This is a genomic window from Levilinea saccharolytica (assembly GCF_001306035.1).
Lineage (GTDB): Bacteria > Chloroflexota > Anaerolineae > Anaerolineales > Anaerolineaceae > Levilinea > Levilinea saccharolytica.
Genome location: NZ_LGCM01000042.1, coordinates 77,367 through 94,544 on the forward strand (window position 1 = coordinate 77,367; position 17,178 = coordinate 94,544).

The window sequence follows — 17,178 nt, forward strand, 5'->3', positions numbered from 1 at the left end:
AATGGCAAAAATATTAATTGCAGAAGATGAACCCGATATTCGCGATTTGATCTCTTTTACCTTGCAGTTTGCCGGGCATGACGTGGTGGCGGTGGGTAACGGGGCCGAGGCCCTGGAAGCGGCCCCCGGCGTGATGCCGGATTTGATTTTGATGGATGTGCGCATGCCGCGCATGACCGGTTACGAAGCCTGCGCGGCCATGAAACTGGACGAGCGCATCAAGCACATTCCGGTGGTGTTTTTATCGGCCAAGGGGCAGGATGCGGAAATTCAAAACGGCCTGGAAGCGGGCGCTTCGGAATATTTGCTTAAGCCCTTTGCGCCGGATGAATTGACCCAGCGCGTGAGCGAACTGTTATCCATGTACGGCAAGTAAACGGGAGCGGCATGAGCGTTATTGTGGTGGACCGCGAGATCGTGCATTACGAGGTGCTGGGCAGGGGCCGGCCTCTGATCTTTTTGCACGGTTGGGTCGGCTCCTGGCGCTATTGGATCCCGGTGATGCAGGCGGCGGCCATTCAATACCGCGCCTATGCTTTGGATCTATGGGGTTTTGGGGATTCGGCCAAATCCGCCAGCCGCTACACGCTGGAAGGTCAGGTTTCGCTGCTGGACAATTTCTTATTGGAGCTGGGCATTGGCCGCGTGGCCTTGGTGGGGCACGGGTTGGGGGCTTTTGTGGCCCTTTTATACGCAGCGCGTTTCCCAGAGGTGGTGGATCGGGTCATGGCGGTGAGCTACCCGATGGATGAGGCCAGCATCAACCCGCGCCTGCGCACCAGTCCCCCGCCAGTGTTGGCTGAGTGGCTTTTGGGACGCACTCCCGAAACGGAACCCGCCCGCGCGGATGCCCCCAAAACCGACCCTCAGGCGCTGACCGCCTCGTTCAATGCGCTGGCTTCTGTCAATTTCAAAGCGCTGTGGGGGCAATCTACCACGGCCTGTTTGCTGGTGCACGGCAATAACGACGCGGCGGTGACAGCCCCATCCCTGGAGCAGCTGGCAGCCTTGCCAGAGAAAACCCACACGGTGTTGTTTGATGAATCGGGCCATTTCCCCATGTTGGATGAGAGCAACAAATTTAACCGCCTGATGGTGGACTTTTTGACCTTGAATTCGGGGGAAAGCCCGCGGCAGCTGCAATTGAAAGAAGAGTGGAAGCGGCGCGTGCGCTGAGCGGGCCAGGTTCAGGGGCGAGACGGCTGGCGGGGGATGCGGCGGGGGAGGATGCCTCCGCTTTTTTTGACGCTGTGAGCCGGGCAGATTCCCGCGCCTTTAAAAATCGAGTACAATCAGGGGCACATGCTGACCGCGGAGGCTGGGTTTGAAACGATATTTACGGGATTATGGTTTTTTGTTTGGGCTGGCAGGGGTGGTGATCGCTCTGGATCAGTGGACCAAATGGTTGGTGCGCAGCAACCTGGAGATGGGTGAAATTTGGATGCCGTGGAGCGCGCTTTCACCGTATGCGCGCATTGTGCATTGGTATAACACCGGTGTGGCCCTGGGCATGTTCCAGGATCAGAACCCGCTGTTTGCCGCTTTAGCGGCGCTGGTGATCATCGGCATCATTTATTACTTTCCGCAAATTCCGGCCAAAGATTGGCCTTTGCGCCTGGCGCTGGGGCTGATGGCGGGCGGGGCGGCTGGGAACATGATTGACCGCCTGACGGTGGGGCATGTGACCGATTTTCTCTCGGTGGGCAACTTCCCGGTGTTCAACGTGGCTGATTCCAGCATCACCGTGGGGGTGGTGGTGCTGATCCTTGGGGTGTGGGCGGATGACCGCCGGGCGCGCCGGCTGGAAAAGCAGCGGCTGGCCGCGGAACAAAGCGCCGCGGAAGCGGCTTTGGCTGAGCAAAATTCGCAAAATTCGATTGAGCAAGGCCCGGTGGTGTAAATATGGGACTGCATACCTTCACCTGCCTTTCAGGCCAGGAAACCCGCCTGGATAAATTTTTGGCCGAACGGATGCCGGAATTGAGCCGCTCGCGCATTCAGGCGTTGATCCGCGAAGGGCTGGTGAGCGTGGATGAGGCCGCGGTGAGCAAACCCGGCCTGGTGCTGGAAGCGGGGCAAACCGTGGGGATGTACGTGCCTGCGGCGGAGCCGAGCGGCCTGACCCCCGAAGATATCCCTTTGGATGTGGTGTTTGAAAACGATGATTTGATGGTGATCAACAAGCCCGCGGGCATGGTGGTGCACCCGGCGGCCGGGCACAGCTCCGGCACGCTGGTGCACGCGGCCCTGGCGCACGCCCCGGGCATGGAAGGCATCGGCGGCGAGGTGCGCCCGGGGGTGGTTCACCGCCTGGATAAGGACACCTCCGGTTTGATCTTGATGGCCAAAAATGACCGCACCCATCAATGGCTGCAAAACCAGTTTCGCAGCCGCAAGGTGCACAAGACTTATCTGGCGCTGACCGACGGCGCGCCGCCGACCCCCAGCGGGCGGGTAGATGCGCCCATCGGACGCGACCCCAGCCACCGCAAGCGCATGGCGGTGGTGGCCCCGGGCAAGGGGCGCGAGGCCGTGACGGAATATTTTGTGCGTGAAACCCTGGGGGGGTACTGCCTGGTGGAAGCGCACCCGCTGACCGGCCGCACCCATCAGATCCGCCTGCACCTGGCCTTTTTGGGCTGCCCCATTGTGGGCGATACAGTGTACGGCCACCGCCACCCCACCCTGCCCCTGGAACGACATTTTCTGCATGCCTACCGTTTGTCGGTGGTGCTGCCCGGCGAACGAAGCCCGCGAATTTTTGAGGCCGCGCTGCCGCCCGAATTGGAGACGGTTTTACAATCCCTGCGGCGCGCCTGAACCCCCTACCCCCAACTGCATCAGGAGCTGCTATGGAAATCGTTGACCTGCGTTCGGATACCGTCACCCAACCTACCCCGGCCATGCGCGAAGCCATGGCCAAAGCTGAAGTGGGCGACGACGTTTTTGGCGAAGACCCCACCCTGAACCGTCTGGAAGCCCTGGCGGCGCAGCGCGTGGGTCACGAGGCGGGCCTGTTCGTGCCTTCGGGGACGATGGGCAATCTAGCGGCGGTGCTGGCACACTGTCAGCGCGGGGATGAGGCCGTGATGGGCCATTTGGCGCACACCTTTTTGTTTGAGGCGGGCGGCATTTCGGCCCTGGGGGGCGTGTTTGCCCATACCCTGCCAAACCAGCCGGACGGCACGCTGCGCCTGGAGGATATTCAGGCGGCGGTGCGGCCGGATGACCCCCACCACCCGATTTCGCGCCTGGTGATTCTGGAAAACACTCAAAACCGCTGCGGCGGGGCGGTGCTTTCGGCGGAATATACGCGGCAGGCGGCTGAGCTGGCCCATGCCAACGGCATGAAGCTGCATTTGGACGGGGCGCGCCTGTTCAACGCGGCGGCGGCCCTGGGCGTTCCCGCTTCGGATCTGGCCGCTCCTGCGGATTCGGTGACCTTTTGCCTGAGCAAGGGCCTGTGCGCGCCGGTGGGTTCGGTGCTGTGCGGCTCGGCGGAGTTCATCCGCGCGGCGCGCCGCATTCGCAAGCAGTTGGGCGGCGGCATGCGCCAGGCGGGCGTTTTGGGCGCAGCGGGGCTGGTGGCCCTGGAGCAGATGACGGAACGCTTGAGCGAAGATCACCGCCGGGCGCAGGCTTTGGCCGCTGGGCTCGGCCGTATCCCCGGCCTGGTGTTGGACACAGAGCACCCCGCCAGCAACATGGTGTTTGCCAATCTGGCCGCGGGGGTCACCGACAACGCGGCGCAGGTGGTGGAACGCCTGCGGCAGCAGGGCGTGAAGGTGGGGGCGGTGGGCGCGCGGCGCTTCCGCATGGTGACGCATTATTGGATTACCGATGAGGGGGTGGAACGGGCGGTGAAGGCCTTCGGCAGCGCGCTTTAGTGGGACGGGCGCTGTTTGGGCGCGATTTCAGTCGTATGAATATGAGCATGGGGCGGGGCCGCAACCTGGTCTCGCCCATTTTCTTTGGCATGGTACAGGCGTTTATCCGCCAGATCAATCAGCGCGTACATTTCCTGGGTCTCTTCGGGGAAGGTGGAGATGCCCTGGCTGATGGTGGGTGGAGCCACCGGTTGACCGGTGCGGTCCAGCACCTGGACGGCGCGCAGCGAATTGCGCAGGCGGTGGGCTACCGCATTGGCCTGAGATCCGTGGGCGTTGGGCAGGGCGATGATGAATTCCTCGCCGCCCCAGCGGCCGACCAGATCGGTGGACTTGATGTTGGAGAGGATGCATTGGGCCAGCGAGGTAAGCACACGATCGCCGACCAGATGACCGAACTGGTCGTTGTACTGCTTGAAATGGTCAATATCCAGCATGATGATGCTCACCGGCTGTCGCAGGCTGCAGGCGGTTTGCAGCAGGCCGCCCAGCTCGGACAGGAAGGTGTAATGGTTTAAGGTGCCGGTGAGCGAATCAAGGCGGGACTGCTGTTCCACCTGAGAATGGTGGCGGGCGTTATCAATGGCCATGGAGGCCTGTTGGGCGATGTTTTCCAGCAGCTCCAAATCTCTCTGCGTGAAGGCGCTGTCGGTGTAGGAGGCCACGGCCACCACCCCAAAGGCTTCGCCGTCGTGCTCCATGGGTGCGCCCATCCAGCTTTGACTGAGGCGCGCCTTCCCCACGGTTTTCAATTCGATCCCAATCTTTTTGGCGTCCGCGGCCCCATGCCGGAGCAGGATGGAGCGGTTATTGCGCACCACATAGCCGGACAGGCTGTCGTGGATGGGGACATGCGTGGGCGGGAAGAATTCGCCGCCGTCGTAGAGCAGTTCCAGGCGAATGTCATCGTTTTGCTTCACGCCGATGTAGTAGGTATCGGCCTGCAGCGCGCTTTGGATGGCGGTGGACATCATCTCGAACACTTCGGAAATTTCGATGGATGAAGACAAGCTGCTGGCCACATCGTTGAGGGTACGCATGCGGCGCAGGTGGTGGTTGATGATGTTCACCATGCGCGAGACGGTTTCAATAATGATGATGCCCAGGATGGGCACGGAAAGGACCCAACCCCACACCGTCAGCCCCCCCAACTGGGTGAGATGGCCAGAAAAGATGGACAGCAGCAGGGTGGAGGTGAGGATAAAGGTGTAGCCAGGCAGGCGGCCAAACAGGATGGTGGTGCCCAGGGTGAAGGTGATGAGCACCAGCAGGGCGAACTCCTGGATATAGACCGGCCCCAGCAGGACGGTGGTGGAAACCGCCACGCCGTTGAAGATGGGCAGCAGCCAGCGCAGACTCTTAAAATAGGGAGTAACGGGGATAATCCAGAAATAAAACACCAGGCTGTAAATGGACCCCAACACCCCCAAAAGCACATTAAAGATGCGCTGCTGGGCGTTGAGCGACGGATCGAAGCCCGTCATCAGGCATAGGATGAGCAGCCCTTCCGAAATGAGGATGACGGGCAAGATCAGCAGCCGCAGTTCATCTGTGCTCAATCGGAAAGGATCACCGCTGTTTTTTAGCCCTGGAAGGGATGATTGCTCAGCCTTTTGGGGAATATTTCCATTCATAACCAAATTTTAACCTTTTTGGTGGGGAAATGTGCAAACAATATTGCAAAGTGCGAAAAAATTGCCCGCGGAATGGTTGAAACAGCCGTCCTTCTGCACACAGAGGATTGCAACGATCGTGCCACAACCTGTTGGATCGGGCCTGCGCGGGGCGGGGTGTGCGCATATCTGTTATAATTCCTATGCTCTTATTTGCACAAACAGCTTTCTTTACCGTGTTTCAGTTTGAGAAGATTGGAGGAACCGCGCAGATGGAACTATTTTTGACTCTGGAACAAATTGACGAAGCGGCACAGGCCGTGCGCAGCCGTTTAAAAGAACTTCCCCAGGTGGGTATGATTTTGGGAACCGGCCTGGGTGAATTGGGGGATGCGGTGGAGGATGCGGTATATGTGCCTTATCCTGAGATTCCGCATTGGCCGACCAGCACCGTGCAGGGACACAAAGGCCGCCTGGTGATTGGCCGCCTGGCGGGCAAGCAAGTGATGGTTTTGCAGGGGCGGGCGCACTATTACGAAGGCTATTCCATGTCGCAGGTGACGCTGTGCGTGCGCGTGATGCAGCGCCTGGGCGTGCAGACCCTGTTTGTCACCAACGCCGCCGGGGCGATTGACCCCAGCTATTTGCCGGGGGATCTGATGCTGATCAAAGATCATCTGTCTTTGATTGCCATGACCGGCCCCAACCCGCTGCGCGGCCCCAATTTGCCCGAGCTGGGCGAGCGCTTCCCGGATATGAGCCAGCCTTACGACCCGGCCTTGCGCAAAATTGCCCTGGAAGTGGCCAAAGAGAGCGGCGTGCCGATGCACGAGGGCGTGTATGCCTCGCTGTCGGGGCCGTCCTTCGAGACCCCTGCGGATCTGCGCTTCCTGCACATCATCGGCGCGCACGCTGTGGGCATGTCCACCGTGCCGGAAGTGATTGTGGCGCGTCACAACCGTATGCGCGTGCTGGGCATTTCGGGCATCAGCAACAAAGCCAATTTGGACGGTTCGACCGAGACCACCCACGAAGAGGTGTTGGAGGCCGGGCGGGTGCTGGTGCCGCGCTTGAAGGCGGTGGTTTTGGGCGTTTTGGAACGCATGTAATCCAGGGCCCCGCCCATTCTGTGGGTGGGGCAGGTCATCTCGCGCTGCCTTATGGATGATATTTTCAATCTCCTCGAAAATTACGAGGTGGTCATTTACGTCGTGCTGGGTTTGGCGGCGTTATTTCCGCTGCGCCGGGCTTACCTGGTGTGGCAGGAGTACCGCGCGGCCCAGTTTGGCCTGGAGCGGGAACTGGCCCAGCGGCGCATCACCGCTTCGCTGGCGATGTTTTTTTTGCTTTCGCTGCTGATTGCGGCCGAGTTTTTCCTGGCGTCATTTGTGATTCCGGCGCGTCCCAAGCCAGTGATGCTGGCCACGCCCACGTTGGATTTGCTGACAACGCCTGAATCCGCGGCGGCCGCAGGCCCCACCGCCGAAGCCCTGGCAGGCGCGCCCGCGGCCCCGGCTGCCCCGGCTGCCACGGCGGCGCCCCCCGCTGAGGGCTGCATCCCTGGGCAGTTGGAATGGACCTTGCCGCAAAACGGGGATGAGATCTCGGGTCTGGTGGAGCTGCGCGGCACCATCACGGTGGGCAACCTGGGCTTTTACAAGTATGAGTTCTCTCAGCCGGGCAGCGACAGCTGGGTGACGATTGCGGCGGGCAATCAGCCCCTGCAAGATCAGCCCCTGGGCGGGGTGTGGAATACCGCCGATTTGATCCCTGGCGATTACCTGCTGCGGCTGGTGGTGACGGATAACCAAAACCAACCTTTCCCGATTTGCCAGATCACCATCCGGGTGGTAGCCCCGGAGGAAGATTAGAGGAGCGCTATGCCCGAAATTGAAATTCGCCCTGCGGTTCCTGCCGATTTGCCGGTGTTGGCTGGTCTGGGCCACAGCTACGAGACCCAATATGTATGGCAGATGGATCGAAATGTGGAAGATGGGCAAACGTTGGTGAATTTCCGCGAAGTGCGTCTGCCGCGTTCGGTGAAGGTGGATTACCCCTACGCGCGCACGGTTTTGGCGGATGAATGGGGCCAGCAGGCCGTGGTGATGGTGGCGGTGATTGGCTCGGAAGCCGTGGGGTATTTGCGGATTAAAGACCGTTTGATCCCCAATACCGCCTGGGTGACGGATTTGGTGGTGAAACCGCAGCTCCGCCGTCAGGGGATTGCCAGCGGGCTGATTCTGGCCGGGCAAGATTGGTCAGCCCAGCGCGGTCTGCGGCGCTTTATGCTTGAGATGCAGTCAAAGAATTACCCGGCTATTTGCCTGGCGCGAAAATTGCGCTTTGAGTTCTCTGGTTACCACGATCATTTTTACGCCAACCAGGATATCGCCTTATTCTTCAGCCGCTTCCTGCGCTAACAGGGAGCGAGGGCAGGGCTTTGCTTTTGAACTTAACCGCCTGGCTACTTGCCTTTTTTCGTACCACCAGCCAAATTCTCACCGCTGGCATTGCCATCACCGCCTTTGCGCTGCTGCTGTATGCCCTGGCGTTCAACTTACGCGACCGGGTGGCGCGCTCTTTTGCGGCGATTCTGGTGTGCGTCATTGTGGTTTTCACTGGTGAGGCCATCGGCTCTACCACCGGACAGACCTCCTGGCTGAGCTTTTGGCTGCACTTCCAATGGGTAGGAATCATCTTCCTCCCGCCTGCTTATCTGTATTTTTCAGATGCGCTGTTGGCCACCACTGGCAAACCCAGCCGTTGGCGGCGTTTTTGGGCGGTTCGCATTTCGTACCTGATCTCGGCAGGTTTCCTTTTTTTCCTGGTGATCGGCGTACTGTTAGGCCCGGTGGTCAATACCGACCAGCCCGCGCCCCATTTGCAGCGCACCTTTTGGACGGACGTCTTCACCCTGTATTACCTGGGCATCACCGCCCTGTCATGGATCAATTTCATCCGTGCCTACCGCCGCACCACGACCCCCACCAGCCAGCGGCGCATGGGTTACCTGCTGTTGGGCGCGGTGGCGCCCACGGTGGGCTCCTTCCCGTTTCTGCTGTTTGGCTCCGAACTGGTGGCCCAGCACCCGCTGTTCTTCTGGTCTTTTTCGGCCCTCAGCAACCTGGTGTTGGGCGGGCTGGTGGTGGTGATGGCGTACTCGGTGGCCTTCTTTGGGGTGTCGTGGCCGGATCGGGCGGTGAAAAGCCGTCTGTTCAAATGGATTCTGCGCGGGCCGGTGAGCGCCAGCCTGACCCTGGGCATCACCACGGTGGTGCGGCGGGCCGGGGAGTTGTTTGGGCAGAATTACACCCCCTTGGTGCCCATCCTGATGGTGGTCACCATTTTGGTCTTCCAGTATTTGATCACGGTGTTCAGCCCGTGGTGGGAGCGGGTGCTTTTTTCGGGCCAGGAGCGCGAAGACCTGAGCGTGCTGCGGCGGCTGGAAGACCACTTTATGACCCAAAACGACCTGACCCAGTTCTTAGAAATGATCCTGGCGGCGGTCTGCGACCGGCTGCAGGCCAGCGGGGCCATGCTGGCGGTGATGGAAGGGGGCGAACTGGATTGGCTGGTGCGGGTGGGCAACGCTCAGGATATGGCTACGCCGCCGGCTGAGGCTTTACAGGAGCGTTGGGGTCAAAACGGGGTGTCCCTGGAAACCTTTCAATGGGGGCCCCATTTGATTGTGCCCCTGGAGAATGATTCGCTGATGGGTCTGATGGTGGTGGCCAACACCGACCGTGCCAGTTTGGATCGGGAAGAGGTCTTTGGGCTGAACCTGCTGGTGGAGCGCGCGGCTTTGGCCCTGCACGACCGGCGCAGTTTGCAGCAGATTTTGGGCGGTTTGCAGACCCTGTCTTCGGATATGGACATGATCCAGCGCATGCGCGCGGTGGGGCGCTATGACGGCTCGGTGCTGCTGCAATTGGATGTGCCGGAGGTGTCGCCCGACCTGGCTCAGTCTGTGAAAGAAGCCCTGACGCATTATTGGGGCGGGCCGAAGCTGACCGAAAGCGCACTGGTGAACCTGAAAGTGGTGCAGGATTCGCTGGATACCTACGACGGCAACCGCGCCAACGCCGTGCGGGGGGTGCTGCGCGAGGCGATTGAGCGCGTGCGCCCTGAAGGGGAGCGGCGCTTTACGGGTGAATGGATCCTGTATAATATCCTGGAGATGAAATTCCTGGAGGGCCGTAAGGTGCGCGAGGTGGCCATGCGTCTGGCCATGTCGGAGGCTGATTTGTACCGCAAGCAGCGCGTGGCCATTGAGGCTGTGGCGCGGGCGGTGACCGAAATGGAAGCCCTGGCGCGGGTGGAAATGCCCGAAACAGAAAATCTGACCCCCCAAAACCCCCCAGATTCAGAGTAGTTACAAAATCCACTAGCGTTTCATTGTAAAATTGTTATAAAATAAATGATAGGCGATTTGTTTCTTCCCATCCTTAGAGATCTTTGCAGGCCTTCCCAGGGGAGGTGAATACATGTTGTTTAAGCGCACCGATGTCCGCGCTGAAGATCAAGCACCAGACTTAGATGAAGGTTGGTGGGCGTCAGTATTAGCGGATGAGGACACATTTTCAGCAACCCGTGCGGAAGCGCAGAGCCGTTCGCAGACGAATGGGATGGCTTCAGTAGATTGGGATCATGTTCAAGATCTTTTTGAACAGGACGAGATCATCACCCTTCAGGTGACGGGTTACAACCGCGGCGGCCTATTGGTTCAGGGAGAATTGATGCAGGGCTTCGTGCCCGTATCGCACCTGATTGATGTGCCGACCACGCTGTCGGAAGACGAGCGTCAAAACCGTCTGGCGGGCTATGTGGGCCGCACCCTGGATCTGAAAGTGATCGAGTGTGAGCCGTCGCTGGAGCGGATTGTGCTTTCGGAGCGGGCCGCTTTGGCCGGAGAAGGCCGCCGCAAGCAGCTGTTCCAATCGCTGCGGGTGGGCCAACGCGTTCAGGGGCATGTGACCAACGTGACCGATTTCGGCGTATTCGTGGATTTGGGCGGGGTGGAAGGCCTGATCCATGTGTCGGAGCTTTCCTGGGGCCGCGTGCAGCACCCTGGGGATATCTGCGTCATCGGCGATCCGGTGGAGACCCTGGTTCTGCAGGTGTGCGAGGAGACTTCGCGCGTGGCGCTCAGCCTGAAGCAGCTCACCGCTAACCCGTGGGAACACATGACCGAAGTTCACCACCCCGGTGAGGTTGTTCCGGCGGAGGTGACCGCCATCATGCGCTTTGGGGCCTTTGCGCGCCTGCCTGAAGGCGTGGAGGGTCTCATCCACATTTCTTCGATCACGCTCCCCGAAGGGATCAAAAATCTGGAATACTACCTGCACGTCGGCCAGCCGGTGCAAGTGCGCATTTTGCATGTGGATGCCAACCGCCGCCGCCTGGGGCTGGGATTGGTGAGCCTTTTGGAATGAGAGCACCCGTGCCGGAGGAACCCCGTTCGCCGCGGAAAAAGCGCGGCGGCGAACCTGCCGCAGTGCCTGAACCGCAAGACCGCTGGCTGGATAAAGCCGCGGGCTTTTGGCTGCGCCTGGACCGCTTTGGCAGCGACCTGGCGGGGGTGGGGCTGCTGCTGCTGGCTTTGCTGACCCTTTTGGGCCTGGTGAGCCTGACCCACGGGGTGGTGATTGATTTTTGGATCGGGCTGCTGCGCCGCTGGCTGGGCTGGGGCGCTTTCCTGGTCATTTTGGCCGCCGGTTTCGGCGGCGTTTTGCTGTTGTGGCGCGGAGACCCGCCCCTGCGGCGGCTGCCTTTGGGGCGCGTGCTTTCGCTGGAAGGGTTGGTTTTCACCCTGCTGGCGCTGGCTGCGCTGGTGGGGGGGCGTTCTTTAGAGCGCGCGGATTTGGGGCTGGACGGCGGCCTGGTGGGCTGGGGGCTGGCGGAGCTGGCGCGCCTGGCGCTGCCGGGGCCGCTGGACGCGGTGGTGCTGGTGCTGCTGGCGCTGCTGTTTGCGGCGCACGCCCTGGGAGGGCTGGCCTGGCTGAGCCGCCGCATTGAAAGCTGGCTGGCTCAGGACGCGCCGGAAGAATTCCTGGCGGCCGAAGAACCCGCCCAGGCTTCCCCAACCCTGGAGCCTGTGCCGGATGCACCGGACAAACCGCAGCGCGGCAAACGCAGCGGGCCGAAACCGGTGATGGTGAAGCCGGTGGCGCGGGTGGAGCGCAGCCCCAATTTGCCCCCGCTGGATTTGCTGATCCCCGATCAAGATTCACGGCCGGATGAGGGCCAGATTCATCATTCGGCCCAGTTGATTGAGCAGACCCTGGCCGAATTTGGTATTCCGGCGCGGGTGGTGGGTTTTCGCGTGGGGCCCACCGTGACCCAATACGCGGTGGAACCCGGGTTTGTGGATAAGATCGGCCCCGACGGCGCCCCTCAGCGCCAGAAGGTGCGCGTTTCGCAGATTTCTGGGCTGGCCAAAGACCTGGCTTTGCGCCTTTCGGCGGAACGGCTGCGCATTGAGGCGCCGGTGCCGGGGCAGTCTTTCGTGGGGGTGGAAGTGCCCAATGCCCACAGCGCCATGGTGCGCCTGCGTTCCCTGCTGGAAACGCCCGCCATGCAGCGCATGACCGCCCCGTTGGCTTTGGCCCTGGGGCGGGATGTCTCGGGGCAGCCGGTGCTGGCGGATCTCTCGCGCATGCCGCACATGCTGGTGGCGGGGACGACCGGTTCGGGCAAATCGGTGTGCATCGCCGCCATCGCCACCTGTTTGGTGATGAACAACTCGCCGGAGCAGCTGCGTTTGGCCATGTTGGACCCCAAGATGGTGGAGCTGATCCGCTTTAAGGGCCTGCCGCACCTGCTGGGGACGGTGGAAACCGAGACGGAGCGCATGTTGGGGGTGCTGCGTTGGGCGCTGCAGGAGATGGACGCGCGCTACCGCCTGTTGGAAGCCAACCGCGTGCGCGACCTGGAGGGGTACAACCAGCGCGCTTTGCGCCACAAGGAACCCACCCTGCCGCGCATTGTAATTTTGATTGACGAGCTGGCGGATTTGATGATGTCGGCTCCAGAGCAGACCGAAGGGGCCATTGTGCGCCTGGCGCAGCTGGCCCGCGCGGTGGGCATTCACCTGGTGGTGGCCACGCAGCGCCCCAGCACGGATGTGGTGACGGGGCTGATTAAGGCCAATTTCCCGGCGCGCATCGCCTTCACGGTGGCCTCGGCGGTGGATTCCCGCGTGATTTTGGACGTGAACGGCGCCGAGACGCTGCTGGGGCACGGTGATATGCTCTTCCTAAACCCGGAAGTGGGCACGCCCACCCGCGCTCAGGGGGTCATTTTGACCGACGCGGAGATGGATCAGGTGATTGCCTTCTGGCAGCGCAGCATTCCGCCTTCGGAGGAAGCTGCCCCCTGGGAAGAACTGCTGCAGGAGGCCGAAGAAGAGGGGGGCGACGCCCTGGTGAAACAGGCCATCGAGGTCATTCGCCGCTCGCAGCACGCCAGCACCTCCATGCTTCAGCGCCGCCTGCGCATCGGCTATCCGCGCGCGGCGCGGCTGATGGAAGAGTTGGAGGCTTTGGGGGTGGTGGGGCCGGCCCAACCCGGCGGGCGCGAGCGCGAGGTCTTGATGAGTCCCGATGATGAAATTGACCTGGACGGCTCAGCGCGGGATGGGTATGACGGCGAGGACGAGGATTGAGCCGGGCAAGGTTGAGCCTCTCGCTTGACAGTTTGCCTGGGGTAAGATAGCATAAGAAGGCTGGCTTTGGCCGGCGTTTACCCTTTTTGCGACGGAGCTAGACTTGGAACAGGCAGTGAAGAAAGAAGAGCCGAAGACTGTTACAGACTATGCGCGGGCGATTTTTAAGGGGGCATTTCTGCCGATCGCGGTGTTTTTGAACCGCCTGGGAATCAAACCGAATACCATCACGATTTTGGGCCTGGTGGGGCATGTGGGCGGGGCGGTTTTGGCAGCCCTGGGGTACATGACCTGGGCGGGCTTGCTGCTGTTGGTGATGGCGCCTTTTGATTTCTTAGACGGCACTATGGCGCGCCTGCGCGGAGAATCCTCCAACTTTGGCGCCTTTGTTGACTCGGTGACCGACCGCTATTCAGAATTCTTTATCCTGGGCGGCCTGCTGGTGTATTTCCTGGAGCATGCCAACCGCGAAGGGGCCATGCTGGTTTATTTGGCGGCGGCGGGGTCGCTGTTGGTTTCGTATATTCGCGGGCGAGCCGAGGCCCTGGGCTATGACGCCAAGATCGGCATCCTTTCCCGCCTGGAGCGCTACATCGTTCTCATCCCGGGTCTGGTCTTTAATATTCCGGTGGCGGCTTTGTGGGTCATCGCGGTGCTGTCAAATGTGACCGCTGTCCAACGCATCCTGCATGTCCGCCGTCAGGCGCATGCCGCGCGCACGAATTAATTCTTTATTTCTGAGGGTAGCCCTGTGACTCGTGAAGGTTTTTCTATCGGCCCGTTGTTCATCCATTTTTACGGTGTGATCATCATGCTGGGGGCGTTGGCGGCAGCCTGGTTGACCGCCTGGCGCGCCAAGAAAGCTGGCGTGGATTCGGAAAAAGTGTGGGATATGCTCCCCTGGGCGCTGCTGGGCGGCGTTTTGGGGGCGCGCATCTGGCACATTTTAACCCCCCCGGCCTCGATGGTGGAACGCGGCTACACCACCTGGTATTATCTGACCCACCCGCTGGATATGCTCATGATCTGGAACGGCGGCCTGGGGATCCCCGGCGCAGTCATCGGCGGGGCCATCGCGGTGTACATTTTCTGCCGCCGCAACAAGCTGAGCTTTTTGCAGTGGACCGATTTTATCGCCCCGGGGCTGGCCCTGGCGCAGGCCGTGGGACGCTGGGGAAATTATGTCAATCAGGAATTGTACGGCGGGCCTTCCAACCTGCCCTGGGCGATTTTCATTGAGCCGCGCTACCGCCTGCCAGACTTTGCCAATGTGGAATATTACCACCCGCTGTTTTTCTATGAAATGCTGTGGAATTTGCTGAATATGGGCGTGCTGCTGTGGGTGGGTGCGCGTTTTGCACAGCGCCTGCGTAAGGGTGAGATTTTCTTCCTTTACTTGATTATCTACCCTGTGGGACGCTTTTTCCTGGAGTATTTGCGGCTGGATCCTTCTCCGGTCGCTGGCTTAAACGCTAACCAAACCCTGATGGCCATCACGGCTCTGTCTTCGCTGGCATTCATCCTGCTGCGTCGGCAGCTGTTTCCGGTGGAACCGGAAGAAGTTCAGGACGAGGCGGGCGACGACGAACCATTGGAGCCGGCCGCGGAGGCAGACGCCTAGACCGTTTGCCCTGTGGGGCGGCCCAAGAAAGAGGGTTGCCGGATGATCCTGGCAGAGGATCTTACCAAGCATTTTGACGATTTTGTGGCCGTTAATGGTATCTCTTTAGACGTGCCTACCGGGCGGGTGATGGTGGTTTTAGGCCCGAATGGGGCTGGAAAAACCACCACCGTGCGCATGTTGACCAGCATCCTGACGCCCACCCGCGGAAGAGCGCTGGTGGCGGGGTTTGATGTGGTGCGGCAGGCCCATGAGGTGCGGCGGGTGGTGGGGGTGCTGACCGAACATCACGGCCTGTATGGGCGCATGAACGCGCATGAATACCTGGAGTTTTACGGCAATTTATACGGCCTGAGCAGCCGCGAGGCGCGCCGCCGCAGCGATGCACTCCTGGAGCAGTTTGGCCTGGCTTCGGCAGGCAAGAAGCGCCTGGGGGAATATTCCAAAGGCATGCGCCAAAAGCTGGCCCTGGTGCGCGCCCTGCTGCACGAGCCGCCCGTTCTGCTGCTGGATGAACCCACCTCAGCCATGGACCCCGAAAGCGCGCGCATGGTGCGCGACGCCATTCACACCCTGCGCTCCAGCGAGCGCACCATTTTGCTGTGTACCCACAACCTGCTGGAAGCCGAAGAGCTGGCCGATCAGGTGGCCATCATCCGCGCCGGGCGCATCATCCGCACCGGCACGCCGGAAAACCTGAAGCGCGAACTGCTGGGGGCGCCGGAATTTGAGGCGCGCCTGGGCAGCAGCCTGAATGGTTGGACGCCGGATGGGCTGCCGGAGGGCGTGCATTTGACCGGGCAGGGCGAAAACTGGCTGCGCTTTGGCGTGGAAGCGCCGGATGCGGCCAACCCCAGGCTGCTGCGCCGCCTGTTGGAGGAACGTCTGGCGGTGGTGGCCTTCTCCGAAGTGCCGCGCAGCCTGGAACAAGCCTACTTGGAGGCCGTTGCCCAAGAAAACCGCCAGGAGGCCGCCCGTGTTTAAGCGTTTATACCCTGCTCTGGTGATCACCCGCCGCGAAGTGCGCGACCAGCTGCGCGACTGGCGCATCATCTTCCCGGTGTTGGGCCTGACGGTCTTTTTCCCCTTCCTGATGAACTTCACCGCCCAGCAGATGTTGGGCTTTGTCAACCGCTACGGGGCCACCATCATCGGTGAGCGCCTGGTGCCCTTCTTGCTGATGATCGTGGGCTTCTTCCCCATCTCGGTATCGCTGGTGATCGCCCTGGAAACCTTTGTGGGCGAGAAAGAGCGCGGCAGCATTGAGCCCCTGCTCAATACGCCCCTGGAAGACTGGCAGCTGTATTTGGGCAAGCTGCTGGCGGCCACCATCCCGCCCCTCTTGTCCAGCTTTTTGGGCATGTCGGTGTACCTGGCGGGTCTGGTGATTGGGGGGGTGCCCCTGCCGCCGCTGCAAGTGCTGTTCCAGATCTTCTCGCTGACGGTGGTGCAGGCGGTGATGATGGTGGCGGGGGCGGTGGTGGTTTCCTCCCAGGCCACCTCGGTGCGCTCGGCCAATTTGCTCTCCAGCTTCATCATCATCCCGGTGGCGCTGCTCATTCAGGGCGAGTCGGTGGTGATGTTTTGGGGCGATTACACCACCCTGTGGTGGGCGGTGGGGGGGCTGTTGGTGCTGACGGTGCTGCTGGTGCGGGTGGGCACGGCCCATTTTCAGCGCGAGGAGCTTTTGGGCCGCGAAATTGATGTGCTCAATGTGAAATGGATGTGGCGCGTCTTCCGGCGGGAATTTACCGGCGGGGCGGCGCATTTTGGCATGTGGCTGACGCGCAGCCTGCCGCGCGCGTTGCGCGATATGCGCGTGGGCATCTGGGTGGCGGCGGGGCTGGCAGTTGCCGGGGTGGCCATCGGCCTGAGCATTGTGCCGCGCTTTTTCCTGACGCTGAACGTTGCGGATATGGACCAGATGGGCGGCCGCCTGCAAGACCTGTTGGACCTGTGGTCTTTGGCGGGGGCGGCGCCGGTGATGGCCATTTTCTGGCAGAATATGCGCGTGCTGCTGTTGGCCTCGGTGGTGGGGGCTTTTACCCTGGGTATTCTGGGGGTTTTACCCCTCATGGCTTCCACCGCGGCGGTGGGGTATCTGTACGGGCTGCTGGTCTCCAACGGCTTTCCGCCGCTGACCTTTGTGATGCTGATCCTGCCGCACGCCGTGCTGGAAATCCCCGCGGCGGTGCTGGCCACGGCGGCGGTGATCCACGCGGGGGCACGCCTGGCCACGCCGGATTCATCCAAAACTGTGGGCGAGGTGGGTTTGGCGGCTTTTGCAAACTGGTGTAAGATCATGGTAGGGGTGGTCATTCCGCTGCTGATCATCGCCGCGGGAATTGAATCCTGGCTTACCCCGCGCCTGGCGCTCTTATTCTTCCGCTAAGA

Annotated in this window: 16 protein-coding genes; 15 read left to right on the forward strand and 1 reads right to left on the reverse strand. The window is 61.2% G+C overall.

Going from position 1 to position 17,178, the window contains the following annotated elements; genetic code table 11:
- The first annotated feature begins 1 nt into the window (after position 1).
- From ADN01_RS12405 to ltaE, 5 genes are all read left to right on the forward strand, one after another.
- Positions 2-376: a response regulator transcription factor gene (locus tag ADN01_RS12405; RefSeq protein WP_062417591.1), complete on the forward strand. Its 375-nt coding sequence runs from the start codon at positions 2-4 to the stop codon at positions 374-376.
- Positions 377-387: 11 nt separating this feature from the next.
- Positions 388-1,176 (forward strand): alpha/beta fold hydrolase, encoded by a 789-nt coding sequence (locus ADN01_RS12410; protein WP_062417592.1) that lies wholly within the window; start codon positions 388-390, stop codon positions 1,174-1,176.
- A gap of 148 nt (positions 1,177-1,324) precedes the next feature.
- Positions 1,325-1,900 (forward strand): signal peptidase II, encoded by a 576-nt coding sequence (gene lspA / locus ADN01_RS12415; RefSeq protein ID WP_062417593.1) that lies wholly within the window; start codon positions 1,325-1,327, stop codon positions 1,898-1,900.
- A 2-nt stretch (positions 1,901-1,902) separates the two neighbouring features.
- Positions 1,903-2,820 carry an RluA family pseudouridine synthase gene (locus ADN01_RS12420; RefSeq protein ID WP_062417594.1) on the forward strand — a complete coding sequence of 306 codons (918 nt, stop codon included), beginning with the start codon at positions 1,903-1,905 and terminating at the stop codon, positions 2,818-2,820.
- Between the two features lie 32 nt (positions 2,821-2,852).
- Positions 2,853-3,887: a low-specificity L-threonine aldolase gene (gene ltaE, locus ADN01_RS12425; RefSeq protein WP_062417595.1), complete on the forward strand. Its 1,035-nt coding sequence runs from the start codon at positions 2,853-2,855 to the stop codon at positions 3,885-3,887.
- Here ltaE and ADN01_RS12430 read toward each other — a convergent pair.
- On the reverse strand, positions 3,884-5,446 hold the full coding sequence (locus ADN01_RS12430; RefSeq protein ID WP_062417596.1) for a GGDEF domain-containing protein: 1,563 nt from the start codon (positions 5,444-5,446) through the stop codon (positions 3,884-3,886). The two genes, ltaE and ADN01_RS12430, sit on opposite strands and share 4 nt — an antisense overlap.
- 326 nt (positions 5,447-5,772) lie before the next feature.
- Here ADN01_RS12430 and ADN01_RS12435 point away from each other — a divergent pair, with 326 nt between their 5' ends.
- The 10 genes from ADN01_RS12435 to ADN01_RS12480 all read left to right on the forward strand — a co-directional run bounded on the left by ADN01_RS12435 (position 5,773) and on the right by ADN01_RS12480 (position 17,176).
- The gene (locus tag ADN01_RS12435; RefSeq protein ID WP_062417597.1) at positions 5,773-6,609 is read left to right on the forward strand and encodes a purine-nucleoside phosphorylase; all 837 of its coding nucleotides are present in this window, start codon (positions 5,773-5,775) and stop codon (positions 6,607-6,609) included.
- Positions 6,610-6,660: 51 nt separating this feature from the next.
- Positions 6,661-7,371: a hypothetical protein gene (locus ADN01_RS12440; RefSeq protein ID WP_147239000.1), complete on the forward strand. Its 711-nt coding sequence runs from the start codon at positions 6,661-6,663 to the stop codon at positions 7,369-7,371.
- 9 nt (positions 7,372-7,380) lie between these two features.
- Positions 7,381-7,920 (forward strand): GNAT family N-acetyltransferase, encoded by a 540-nt coding sequence (locus tag ADN01_RS12445; protein ID WP_062417599.1) that lies wholly within the window; start codon positions 7,381-7,383, stop codon positions 7,918-7,920.
- 20 nt (positions 7,921-7,940) lie between these two features.
- The gene (locus ADN01_RS12450; protein WP_062417600.1) at positions 7,941-9,872 is read left to right on the forward strand and encodes a histidine kinase N-terminal 7TM domain-containing protein; all 1,932 of its coding nucleotides are present in this window, start codon (positions 7,941-7,943) and stop codon (positions 9,870-9,872) included.
- 112 nt (positions 9,873-9,984) lie between these two features.
- Positions 9,985-10,932, forward strand: a complete 948-nt coding sequence (locus ADN01_RS12455; protein ID WP_062417601.1) for a 30S ribosomal protein S1 — start codon at positions 9,985-9,987, stop codon at positions 10,930-10,932.
- Between the two features lie 8 nt (positions 10,933-10,940).
- Positions 10,941-13,163, forward strand: coding sequence for a DNA translocase FtsK (locus tag ADN01_RS12460; protein ID WP_062417602.1), 2,223 nt, complete (start codon positions 10,941-10,943; stop codon positions 13,161-13,163).
- A 103-nt stretch (positions 13,164-13,266) separates the two neighbouring features.
- Positions 13,267-13,890: a CDP-alcohol phosphatidyltransferase family protein gene (locus ADN01_RS12465; RefSeq protein WP_062417603.1), complete on the forward strand. Its 624-nt coding sequence runs from the start codon at positions 13,267-13,269 to the stop codon at positions 13,888-13,890.
- Positions 13,891-13,914: 24 nt separating this feature from the next.
- Positions 13,915-14,784, forward strand: a complete 870-nt coding sequence (gene lgt / locus ADN01_RS12470; protein WP_062417604.1) for a prolipoprotein diacylglyceryl transferase — start codon at positions 13,915-13,917, stop codon at positions 14,782-14,784.
- A 42-nt stretch (positions 14,785-14,826) separates the two neighbouring features.
- Positions 14,827-15,768, forward strand: coding sequence for an ABC transporter ATP-binding protein (locus ADN01_RS12475; protein WP_062417605.1), 942 nt, complete (start codon positions 14,827-14,829; stop codon positions 15,766-15,768).
- Entirely contained in the window at positions 15,761-17,176 is a 1,416-nt protein-coding gene (locus ADN01_RS12480) for a stage II sporulation protein M (RefSeq protein ID WP_062417606.1), read from the forward strand. Before ADN01_RS12475 ends, ADN01_RS12480 begins: the two co-directional genes overlap by 8 nt.
- Positions 17,177-17,178 lie beyond the last annotated feature (2 nt).